General features: G+C 48.5%; 1 protein-coding gene. It reads left to right on the forward strand.

The annotated features are described in order from the left end of the window. Positions 1 to 110 precede the first annotated feature (110 nt). A partial coding sequence (locus ACTHUM_RS15905; protein WP_440403408.1) for an FAD:protein FMN transferase occupies positions 111 to 824 on the forward strand: 714 nt, incomplete at its 3' end.

The following is an 824-nucleotide window of genomic DNA, read 5'->3' on the forward strand; positions in this document are numbered from 1 at the left end:
AATAAAGGCCGTCTGAAACTGTTTCAGACGGCCTTTATGTTGGAAGCTGTCGATTGATGATTTAATGAATGCGGCTTTCAATGTAAAGATAAAAATCCAAGGAATACTTTATGTCCACCCCCTTAACGCGCCGCCGTTTCCTTGCCATCGCCGCCACACTTGCCGCTGGTGTCGGCATTCCCTTTGCCATTAGCCGCAGAACCAATCAGCCGACTCATCCGGCCAGCCTGAATCAAGAAGAGCAGCCAGTTATTTGGAGAGGTATTGCGTTGGGTTCGGGTGCGGAGTTGCGTTTGTTCGGCGTTGAGCGCAAGCAGGCGGAAATACTGGTCAACAAAGTATTGGCGGAAGTTTCACGATTGGAAAAAATCTTCAGCCTGTATCGGGATGACAGCATGATTAGCCGCTTAAACCGAGAAGGCCGTCTGAAAAATCCGCCATCCGATTTTTTGCAGCTGCTCAGTATCAGCCGAGATATCCATCAGCTGACGCAGGGTGCATTTGATCCCAGCATTCAGCCTTTGTGGAATCTGTATGCCGACCACTTCAGACGAAACCCCAAAACTGAAACGCCGCCATCCGAACGCAGTATTAAAGAAACGCTCGAATTAGTGGATTTTAACAAAGTCGATTTTGATACCAAAGAAATCCGTTTTGCCCAAAAAGGCATGGGCTTGTCGCTCAACGGCATTGCGCAGGGCTATATCACCGACAAAGTAGCCGAATTGTTGAAGCAGCAAGGCGTTACCCAGGCATTGATTGATATGGGGGAAATTTACGGCTTTGATAATGCCAACCAGCGCGAGTGGAATGTCAGTATTCGC

This window comes from Neisseria sp. P0021.S006, from assembly GCF_051956895.1.